This is a genomic window from Candidatus Binatia bacterium, assembly GCA_023150935.1.
Lineage (GTDB): Bacteria > Desulfobacterota > Binatia > HRBIN30 > HRBIN30 > JAKLJW01.
The window spans coordinates 64,191-74,209 of record JAKLJW010000026.1 but is presented as its reverse complement, the minus strand read 5'-3'; the positions used below and the strand labels follow the sequence as shown (position 1 = coordinate 74,209).

Below are 10,019 nucleotides of genomic sequence, written 5' to 3'. Positions count from 1 at the left end.
ATGCCGAGATGGGTGTCTTGGTCCCCCCACTTGGTCCCTCCTGCCTGTTACCAAGATGGGTGTCTTGGTCCCTGTCTGCTTGGTCCCTTTGGTCCCTGTCGTCATGGTCCCTGTCGTCATGGTCCCTGTCGTTGGTCCCTGTCGTCATGGTCGCTGGTTGTTCTTTTACGTCTGACATTCGCCGTCCTCCTGTGGATGAGAGCTACGATCCCGGGGAATCCGCACCTGCAACTCTCTCCCAGGCGTCACGTACCCCGAGCCGGTCTGCGTGTTCCTCGATGAACGTGCGGTCGATTGCAACGTCGGGCCCGGCGAGCATGCCGCGCACGTCGCCCAGATGCTTCTCCGATCCGCCCTCGACGTAGAACTGCAACTTGCGCAGGATCACGTACTCGGGTGGAGCGACGGCGACGCGCAAGCCCTCGACTTCGATCATGCGCCGGTTGGCGAGGCCCCAGCGAGCGAGACGATCGCGGCCGACCGGATAAATGTCCGCTTTGAAGCCCGTGTCGTGGTGTATCAGGTTGAAGTGGCCACGCTGCGCCCGTCCGGCCTCTACGATGAGGACCTCCCGCGGCGGGCAATAGAACTCTTCCAGCGGGAAGAGGTCGGCGATCGCCTCGCAATGCCGTCGATCGATTTCGACCACGATGTCCACGTCGTTCGTCAGACGGGGTTCACCATAGAGCGTGCTGGCGACGCTTCCCGTGACCATGTAGGGGGCGTTCAGTGCTTCGAGGCGGCGGATGAAGAGGAGGAAGGGGTTGGCCTCGGTATCCGCCATTAGCAGTCCGCCAATCGCCGGTCCTCAATCCCGTGCAAACAGGAACGCTTCGTTGACCCGGCGGCGGATCTCCCGGTCGTCGAGATGCGGGTGTAGCGCGCGAAGATGCGCTTCCTTGATCTGGCGCGCCGACCAGTACAGGCGCACCGCCACCTGAAGCTTCTCGCCCGGCGTCATCGTGGCGTAGCGCCGGCGCTGCACGTCATCCCCCTGCCGTGCCGCGTCGCCGATCTCCGTCATGTCTGCCCTCGTAGCAAGAAACCACGGTTGCGGCGAGTCATTGACCAATCTTGAGGCCACGTGCATCTGCCGGCGTTTATGTGTCTCGATAACCGGGATAAGCATGTGGCGGGGTCGGGTTGCGTTGGCGACGGACCGGGAGGCTGATGAAGATGCGGTGGGTTCCCTGGGTGCAGTTCGCAGTCTGCGCGGCCGTCATCTGGTTCGCGGGAGCGCGCCTGTGCCGATACGGCGACGTGATCGCGGAGAAGGCCGGTCTGAGTCGGACATGGATCGGGCTGATCCTGCTGGCGACGGTGACGTCGCTTCCGGAGTTGGTTGCCGGCGTCAGCGCGGTGGCCGTGGTCGGTGCACCGGACATCGCCGTCGGCGACGCGATGGGAAGTTGCGTGTTCAACCTGCTCATCATCACCGGCCTCGATTTCCTGCGCCGCGAGGCATCGGTGTTCACCGTGGCCAGTCAGGGACACGTGCTGTCCGCCGGCTTCGGCGTGATTCTCATCGGTATGGTGGCCTTTACCGTGCTGATTGGCGACCGGGCCGCCCTCGCGGCCATCGGGCACGTCAGCCCGGCGACACCCTTGATTCTGCTCTTCTACGCCGTGGCCATGAGGACGGTCTTCCGGTACGAGCGGCGGCAGATCATGCTTACGGCCGAGACGGCAGCGGAGCGTTATCCCGGTGTGACCTATCGCGCGGCGGTGGCGGGTTACGGGCTCGCGGCCGGGGTCGTGGTCATCGCCGGAGCGTTCCTACCGTTTGTTGGCCGGCGCCTTGCGGTGGCGATGGGCTGGGAGGAAACCTTCGTGGGCACGCTGTTTGTCGCTGCTGTCACGTCCCTGCCCGAGCTCGTAGTGACGATAGCTGCGGTGCGCATCGGCGCGCTCGACATGGCCATCGGCAACCTGCTCGGAAGCAACTTGTTCGATATCGTGATCGTCGCGGTCGACGACCTCTGCTACCTGCCGGGCGCGTTACTGGCAGAGGTCTCGCCGATGCACGCGGTTACGGCCTGCTCGGCGACGATGATGACCGGCGTGGCCATCGTCGGTTTGCTCTACCGGCCGCAAACCAGACTGTTCCGCGCCGTGGGCTGGGCCAGCCTGACCCTGTTGTTACTCTATCTGTTGAACACCTCCGTGCTCTACCTTGCGCATCCGTAGGGCTTACCGGACAAGGACACCGGCCAGCGCAGGCCGGCCGTGAGCCCGGCACCGCCGCGCACCGAAAGCGACGCAGACGAGCAGTCGTGCTTCCCCCCCCCGCGCACCTCAACGCGGGCTACCGCCCGCAACCCAAAGCGAACAACCAGCCCGTTCGCCCCTGCCGAGCCTGTCCCTCGATACGCCGCCTGAGAAGACGGCGGCTACTCGGGACGAACGGAGGGGCACAGCCGTTCCATGGCCTGAAGATTTCCTCGCGCCGTGCACGCAAACGCAGAATTCGTAAATCAGTCCAGCGTGGCCGCGTGGGCGAAGCTCGATTCAAGCGGACTGCCGGTAGCGAGCGGGCGCAGACAGAAGAGAACATCGTCCGGTAACAGGACGTCGGCGGCAATTGCCACCGTGGCACGGCCGCGGCGTTGCAGGATGACGGCGAACTCCCCCGGGGCGTACGGCAGTGCGTCCAGCGACTTGCCGGCGATGGCGCTATCCGGTTCGTTGTAAGCCACGAGCTGGGTGCGCGCGGAGTGCAGTTGCCGGTTGATCTCGTCCACCGGCGGGCGCTGGCCGGGAAACGGGGCCCGAACCTGTGACGCGCCAGCGACTTCGCCGACGGCGAGGACCCGCTCGGCGGGGAAGTTGTCGCGGACCCGATGGGCAACGAGCAGGTTGAGCTCGGGGTTGCGGGTGAGCGCCACCACGGTGTCGGCGTGACGTGCACCGGCCTCTTCGAGATCATCGATCGATAGAGCGTCGCCGTCCAGCGCCCTCAACCCCTCCCTGCGTGCGTCCGCACATAGCCGCGGATTGCGATCGATGAGCACCACCTGGCGCTGCTGCGCTTCCAGCGCCCGCGCCACCAGACGCCCGAAGGCATCGGCGCCGACGATCAGGGTGTCGCGCAATTCGGGCTGGTCGACGCCGAGGACACGGGCGACGGCGCCGGCGCTCAGCCCCTGGACGGTGACCGTCAGACCCACGGTCACGAAGACGAGGGCTTCGAGCGCCTCGCCGCCGGGGATTCCCGCTTCGGTGAGCAGAATGCCGAACAGTGCGGCCACCGAAGCGGCGACGATGCCACGCGGACAGATCCACGACGCAAAGGCGCGCTCTTGCCAGGTCAGCCGGCTGCCTCGGGTGCACAGAAACACCGCCAACGGACGACCAATCCATGCGAGGGTGGCCACCACCCATACCACGTTCCACCCGAGATCGCGCACGGCACGCAGAGGCAAGGCCGCCGCAAGCACGACGAATATAAACGAGAGAAGCAGGACGGTCAGTTCCTCCTTGAACTGCCGCAGGCGGCCCACGTCGGGGAGCCGGGCGTTTGCCATCACGACGCCCTGCGCAACGGCAGCCATCAACCCGGCTTCGGACGACACCCGGCTGGCACCGCCGGCGGCCAGCAGGACGACCGCCAGCACGGCAGGGTTTCGCAGACTGTCGGGAATCCAGCCGCGCCGCAGCAGCACGGCGAGCACGAAACCGGCGGCAGCGCCCACGGCGGCTCCGACCCCGAGCCGCGTGCCGAGGAGCCAGAAGGCCTCCCACGCCGGGGCGTTGCCGAGGACGTAATCGAGCACGACGATGGCGGCGATGGCGCCGAGCGGGTCGATGAGCACCGCCTCGCCGATGAGCAGCTCGCGCAGTGACCGGGGCAGCGGCAATCGGCTCAGCAGCGGCGTGACGACCGTCGGGCCGGTGACGATCATCAGTGCGCCGTACAGGGAGGAAATACCCCACGGCAGCCCGAGGAAATAGCGGGCCGCCAAGGTTCCGATGGCAAACGACACCAGCCCGCCAAGCGTCAGTAGCAAGCCGAGACTCCGTTGCAGGCGCCGAAGTTCGTCGAGCCGAAGTCCGAGACTGCCTTCGAACAGGATGACGGTGACGGCGAGAGTGACGAGATCGGATTGCGCACCGGCAAACGCCCGCGGGTCGAACCACCCGAGGCCGTCGGGGCCGATGGCGATCCCGGCGGCGAACAGCACGACGATGCTCGGCAATGCCAGACGAGTGGCAACCGTCTGGGCTAGCATGCCCACGGCCATCGCCAGCGCGGCTTGAAAGAAAGCGAAGTGTTTCACTGGGGTCGGTCCGGTGCTAGGGCCGGCACATGCGGATTTGTCGGTTGCCGCTGGCCGGCCGTCGATCGGGTCCGTCACATGACGGAAGCCGCGACCGCGGTCAAGTCCGGCCCGCCTCGACACCGAGTTCAGGACATCCCGTTCGGGCCGAGCGGTGCCGGCGCCGGCCGCACCGCATCGGGCTGGCGTGTCTTGCCGCGGTCGTATGCGTGTTCTCGGGGTGTTCGGCTCGACCCGACGCGCTCACCGTGGCCGTGGCCGTTCTCCCTGGGGAACTCCCCGTATACCGGAGCGTCATTGCGGACTTCGAGGTCGAAACCGGGCTGCGGGTCGCTGTCGTACCGCAGCAGTATGCCGACATCCGGCGCGCCCTGGCGGCGGAATCGCTGGCCGGACGTGGGACGATCGACCTTGTCGAGTTGGACGTATACTCCCTGGCGCTGGCGGCGGCGGACGTGCGCGTGTTGGACACCGCGGCGCTCGCGCCCGAGCTGGCGGCATTCACGCCGGCATCGCGACGAGCCGGCGAGATCGACGGCCTGCGTTTTGTGCCGCACCGGCTGGCATGGCAGGCCCTGATCTACAATCACGCGGTGCTCGGGGCGCCGCCGGCCACCTGGGACGAGTTGCTCGCCGTGGCGCGCGCTTATCCGGGACGCATCGGGTTCAAGGGCGCCCTGTACGAGGGCCTGACCTGCGATATCCTGCCGTTCGTGTGGGCCGCCGGCGGCAGCGGCGAGCAGTTGGACGATGCGGGTGCGCAGACGGCGTTCCGGTTCTTTGCGGCGCTGGAGCCGTACATCGACCCGCAAAGCGCGACGTTCAAGGAAGCGACCATCGCCACGGCGATGGCGCGGGGAGAGATCGTGTTGCACCTCAACTGGCCTTTCGCCATGAGTCTGTACGCCGGCCAGGGTTTGGCCCCGGCGACGATACGGTCGGCGCCCCTGCCTCGGGCAGCCGATGGCGACCGCACCACGGTCCTTGGCGGCGGCTATCTCGGCGTGCCGCGGTCGGCGCCGCATCCGCAGGATGCCTTGCGGCTCGTGCGTTACCTGGTGGGAGGCGCGGCCCAGACGCGCTTTGCGCGGCAGCTCGGCTGGTTTTCGGCGCGGCGGGACGTGCCGATCGCCGATCCGGCCGGAGTCCTCGACGGTTTCGTCGCGATGCGTGAAGCGGTGCGCTCGCGTCCGGAGCGTGCCGACTATCCCCGGCTGAGTCGGGCCTGGCAGCACGCCTTTCGCGCGGTGATGTTCCACGGTGCCGAGCCCGCCGCGGCTCTCGCGGCGGCGGCGCGTGAGGTGGCGGGCGATGCACCCTAACGCGGAGCGGGGGTGGTGGTGGGCACTGCCGGCCGCCCCGCTGCTGGCTTACTTCGCGCTGTTCCTCGTGTACCCAACCGTCTACGCGGTGAATGTGGCGCTCACCGATCCGCTCACGGGCGCCTTTCCGAGTCTCGGCAACGCGCGGACACTCTGGCGGGACGGGCTTTTCTGGCGGGCCGTTGCCGGCAACGTGGTCGTGCCGGTGGCGAGCGTCGCGGTGGAGGTCGTGGCGGGACTGGCGCTGGCGTTGTTCCTTTCGACCCGGTTGCCCGCGCGCCGACTGCTGCGTGCAACCGTGATCGTTCCGTTTGCGCTGCCCGAGATCGTCGTGCTGAGCATCATGCGCGCGATCTTCGCGAGCCGCGGTTACGCCAACGCAGCGTTGCTGGCGGCGGGTGTCGAACCGGTCGAGTGGCTCGTGCCGGGCACGGTAACCGCTTACCTGACCGTGATCGCGGTCGATGCCTGGCACGTGACGCCGGTGGTGTTTCTCATGTTGTTGGCGGCGCGCGCGGCGATTCCGGACGAGATCGACGAGGCGGCCCGGCTCGACGGGGCCGGGTGGTGGCGCCGGGCGGCACTCATCACCGTGCCGTTGCTGCGCCCCGCGCTTGGCGCCGCGGTGTTGTTGCGCGGAGTGGACGCCATGCGGGTGTTTGCCACGCCGTTGGTGCTGACGGGTGTCGAGGGGGTTCCGGTGATGTCGTCATACGCCTGGCACCAGTGGTCAGACTACGGCGACGACGGCGCCGCGGCCGCCGCGGCCTGCGTTCTGGCGCTCGCGTGTACCGCGTTGGCGGTACCGTTGTTACGCCGGCGGGTGGCTGCATGACGCGCAGGCTCGGGCTGGCGGTACCGATACTCGCGCTGCTCGCGGTTGCGCTCGTGCCGCCGCTGTTGGTGCTCAAGCAGGCGTTCACTCCCGAGCAGGAAAGTGTGGCCTGGCCGCCAACGTGGTGGCCGCGGGAGCCGACCGTGGAGAACTTCGCCGCGCTCGGGGCGAGCGTCGAACTCGCGGACGGAGCGTGGCGGAGCCTGCGGGTCGCCTTGCTGACGGTGGTGTCGACGTTGCTGCTGGCGCTGCCGGCGGCCTGGGTCGCGGCGCGCCGCGCGGATGCCGGCCGGATTCTCGATGGGGCGACGGTGTTCGCGCGTGTCTTTCCGTCGATCGCCGTGGCGGTCCCGCTGGCGGCGCTGTTCGTCCGGATCGGTCTGTACAACGAGCCGGGAGGCATAGGGTTGTGGCTCGCGCACACCCTGCTCGCCCTGCCGGTGGCTTTCCTGGTCCTCCGGAGCGGGTTTGCCCAGGTGCCGTCCGATCTCGAGGAGGCGGCTCGCCTCGACGGGGCGACGGGGCTCGAGGTGTTCTGGTACGTGAGCTTACCGCTCGTGCGTCCCGCGCTTGGAGCGGCGGCCATGCTCGTGTTTCTAGTGTCGTGGGACGAGCTTGCGACCGCGTTGCTGCTGCAGGTGACCAACCGAACCCTGCCGCCGCTGCTCTACTATCTGACGGCGTTCGGGTATCCGGGGCTGGCCAGCGCGGTGGCCGCGATCATGCTGGTGCCGGCGGTCCTCATCGTCATCTTGCTCGAACCGGCGCTGCGTTCCGGCGTGCTATCGGGGAGCGGACGCTGATGGCGGCAGTGCGATTCGAAGGGGTGGGCAAAGCGTTCGCCGGGCAGCCGGTGTTGGAGGATTTCACCCTGACGGTCGACGACGGGGAATTGATAGCCGTGCTCGGACCGTCGGGGTGCGGCAAGTCGACATTGCTGCGAGTGACGGCCGGACTGGAGTCGCTGACCGGCGGCACGATTCGTCTCGGAGAGCGCCGTATCGACACTCTTCCCGCCGCGGCGCGCGATGTCGCCATGGTATTTCAGAGCTACGCCCTGTATCCGCATCTGAGGGTACGCGATAACATCGAGTTTCCGCTGCGTATGCGGGGAATGGACCGTGCCGCGCGGCGCCGGCGCGCCGAAACGGTCGCCGGTTTGCTCGACGTCGGCGCGGTGCTCGACCGGCGTCCGGCCGAGCTCTCCGGCGGGCAGCGGCAGCGGGTGGCGCTGGCCCGGGCGCTCGTGCGCGAGCCGGCATTGTTCCTGCTCGACGAGCCGCTGTCGAATCTCGACGCTCGCTTGCGGCTCAGTGTCCGGCAGTACATTCGGGAGGTACAGCGCCGGGTCGCCGTGACCACGCTGTACGTCACGCACGATCAGGTGGAGGCGATGACGCTGGGCGACCGCGTCGTGGTCATGAACGGCGGGCGAATCCAGCAGGTCGACCGGCCGGTGGCGGTCTACGAACGGCCCGCGAACACCTTTGTCGCGGGTTTCCTGGGGTCGCCGCCCATGAACCTCTTGCCGGGAACGTACGACGACGGCCACTTGCGCGTTGGGGACCAGCGCATTCCCTTGCCGGAGCGCCTGCGATCGAGTCTGGCCGCGATTGACGGAGTGCTGGTCGTGGGAATCCGGCCCGAGGCGTTCGTGCCTGCGAGCGCGGCTCCGGCGCTGGTGGCCCGGCCGCTGACCGAGGGGCACGAGATCCTGGGCAGCGAGACGCTCGTGCGGGCGCGCATCGGCGACCTGGCGGTGGTCGCGCGCTTGCCCGGCGTCGTTCGTTCACTGGTGGAGACTCTCGACGCACCGCTGGCGGCTTTACACTTCTTCGGGGCCGCGGACGGCCGTCGCGTCGACGGCCACGCCCCGCCGTAATCGGGGCCGAGGGGTTGAGGGCGGCAGTTGGGGCGTATACGCTCTTTGGGAAGTCGTCGCGTTGCGGAGGGTGTTCTCATGACGCTGACTCACATCGACGACCTGGACGCAGCCGTGGAAGCGCCGCGCTTCTGGACGCGGGAGCGATTGGTGCAGATTGCGGAGCGTGTCCTCGGCCGCCGCCCCTTCATTGCCGTTTCGAATCGCGAGCCGTACATCCATCGTCTCGATGGCGATGAGGTGGTCTGCGTGCGTCCGGTCAGCGGGCTGGTGACGGCGATGGAGCCCGTGATGCGCGCCTGCGGCGGCACCTGGGTGGCTCACGGCAGCGGCAATGCGGACCGCGACACCGTGGACGCTCACGATCACGTCGCCGTGCCGCCCGAGGCGGCGCGTTATACGTTGAGGCGGGTCTGGCTCAGCAAGGCCGACGAAGACGACTACTACTACGGGTTTGCGAATCAGGCGCTGTGGCCCCTGTGCCACGTGGTCTACCAGCGTCCGGTCTTCGACCCGAGCGACTGGGCGGCGTATGTTCGCGTGAACGAGCAATTCGCCGCTGCCGTGCTGGAGGAAGCCGGCGACGAAGAAGCGATCGTGCTGATTCAGGACTACCACTTCGCGCTGCTGCCCGGGTTGTTGCGGCGTGCCAACCCGCGCCTGCTGATCGCCCAGTTCTGGCACGTGCCGTGGCCGAATCGCGAGGCGTTTCGTGTCTGCCCCTGGGGGGCGGAGATCCTCGACGGCTTGCTCGGCAACGACCTGCTCGGCTTCCACATCCGTTACCACTGCCATAACTTCCTCGATACGGTGGCCACGGCGACGGAATCGTTGGTGGACATGGAGACCTCGGCGGTAACGCGCGGCGGGAGACGGACGCTGGTGCGTCCGTTTCCGATCAGTGTAGACCTCGACGCGTTGACCGAGCAGGCAACCTCGCCCGATACCGCGGCGCGAGTGGAACGTTGGCGGCACCAACTGGGTCTGACGGGACAGCGAGTTATCCTCGGGATCGACCGCATCGACTACACCAAGGGTATCCCCGAGCGATTGCGGGCGTTGGACCGGCTGCTGGCCGCCCATCCCGAGTACCAGGAGAAGCTTACCTTCGTGCAGATCGGCGCCCCGAGCCGCAGTCGCATCCCGGTTTACCAGTCGCTGGCGGCCGAGATCGAAGCGCTGGTGGAAGAGATCAACTGGAAGTACGCCGCCGGACATTGGATGCCGGTGGTGTTCAAGCCCGAGTCGCAGCAGCCCGCCGACGTTGTCGCGCTCTACCGGCTTGCCGACGTCTGTGTCGTGACGGCGCTGCACGACGGCATGAATCTGGTGGCCAAGGAGTACGTGGCCTCGCGCGCCGACGGCGACGGCGTGTTGGTGCTGAGCCGGTTCACGGGGTCGGCGCGCGAATTCGAGCAGGCTTTGTGCGTCAATCCCTTTGCCGTCGAGGAGGTCGTGGCGGCGCTGCATCAGGCCCTGGGTATGGACGAGAGCGAGCGCCGTACGCGCATGGCGGCGCTGCGCGATATTGTGGCACGCAACAACGTGTACCGCTGGGCCGGCAAGATGGTACTCGAAATGGGCCGCATTGCCGCCCAGAGAACCCTCGGGACGGCATGACGCGGCGCGGCCCTTTGGGTGCGCGGCGTGACCGGCGGCCGGCGCTGCCGGTGGCGTGCGAGCCGCACGTTAACGGGGAGGTG

The 10,019-nt window shown here is 67.8% G+C and carries 9 protein-coding genes; 6 read left to right on the top strand and 3 right to left on the bottom strand.

Translation table 11 applies throughout. From position 1 onward, the window contains the following. Positions 1-202 precede the first annotated feature (202 nt). Together L6Q96_15595 and L6Q96_15590 are read right to left on the bottom strand one after the other, a co-directional pair. Complete coding sequence (locus L6Q96_15595) at positions 203-784, bottom strand: hypothetical protein (protein MCK6555980.1); 582 nt, start codon at positions 782-784, stop codon at positions 203-205. 24 nt (positions 785-808) lie between these two features. Continuing rightward, a complete protein-coding gene (locus tag L6Q96_15590) occupies positions 809-1,024 on the bottom strand; it encodes a hypothetical protein (GenBank protein ID MCK6555979.1) in 216 nt (71 codons plus the stop codon). Positions 1,025-1,170: 146 nt separating this feature from the next. Between L6Q96_15590 and L6Q96_15585 the strand changes: the two genes are divergently transcribed. Beyond that, positions 1,171-2,187, top strand: coding sequence for a sodium:calcium antiporter (locus L6Q96_15585; GenBank protein ID MCK6555978.1), 1,017 nt, complete (start codon positions 1,171-1,173; stop codon positions 2,185-2,187). Between the two features lie 287 nt (positions 2,188-2,474). Here L6Q96_15585 and L6Q96_15580 read toward each other — a convergent pair whose 3' ends face one another. Beyond that, positions 2,475-4,277 carry a cation:proton antiporter gene (locus L6Q96_15580; protein ID MCK6555977.1) on the bottom strand — a complete coding sequence of 601 codons (1,803 nt, stop codon included), beginning with the start codon at positions 4,275-4,277 and terminating at the stop codon, positions 2,475-2,477. 248 nt (positions 4,278-4,525) lie between these two features. On the opposite strand from L6Q96_15580, the gene L6Q96_15575 reads away from it, so the two are divergent. The 5 genes from L6Q96_15575 to L6Q96_15555 all read left to right on the top strand — a co-directional run bounded on the left by L6Q96_15575 (position 4,526) and on the right by L6Q96_15555 (position 9,936). Beyond that, positions 4,526-5,599 carry an extracellular solute-binding protein gene (locus L6Q96_15575; GenBank protein MCK6555976.1) on the top strand — a complete coding sequence of 358 codons (1,074 nt, stop codon included), beginning with the start codon at positions 4,526-4,528 and terminating at the stop codon, positions 5,597-5,599. Beyond that, positions 5,589-6,434, top strand: coding sequence for a sugar ABC transporter permease (locus tag L6Q96_15570; GenBank protein MCK6555975.1), 846 nt, complete (start codon positions 5,589-5,591; stop codon positions 6,432-6,434). The genes L6Q96_15575 and L6Q96_15570 overlap by 11 nt, the downstream gene beginning before the upstream one ends. After that, positions 6,431-7,237: a carbohydrate ABC transporter permease gene (locus L6Q96_15565; protein MCK6555974.1), complete on the top strand. Its 807-nt coding sequence runs from the start codon at positions 6,431-6,433 to the stop codon at positions 7,235-7,237. The genes L6Q96_15570 and L6Q96_15565 overlap by 4 nt, the downstream gene beginning before the upstream one ends. After that, complete coding sequence (locus tag L6Q96_15560) at positions 7,237-8,316, top strand: ATP-binding cassette domain-containing protein (GenBank protein MCK6555973.1); 1,080 nt, start codon at positions 7,237-7,239, stop codon at positions 8,314-8,316. Before L6Q96_15565 ends, L6Q96_15560 begins: the two co-directional genes overlap by 1 nt. A 78-nt stretch (positions 8,317-8,394) precedes the next feature. Continuing rightward, the gene (locus L6Q96_15555; GenBank protein ID MCK6555972.1) at positions 8,395-9,936 is read left to right on the top strand and encodes a trehalose-6-phosphate synthase; all 1,542 of its coding nucleotides are present in this window, start codon (positions 8,395-8,397) and stop codon (positions 9,934-9,936) included. The last annotated feature ends 83 nt before the right edge of the window (positions 9,937-10,019 follow it).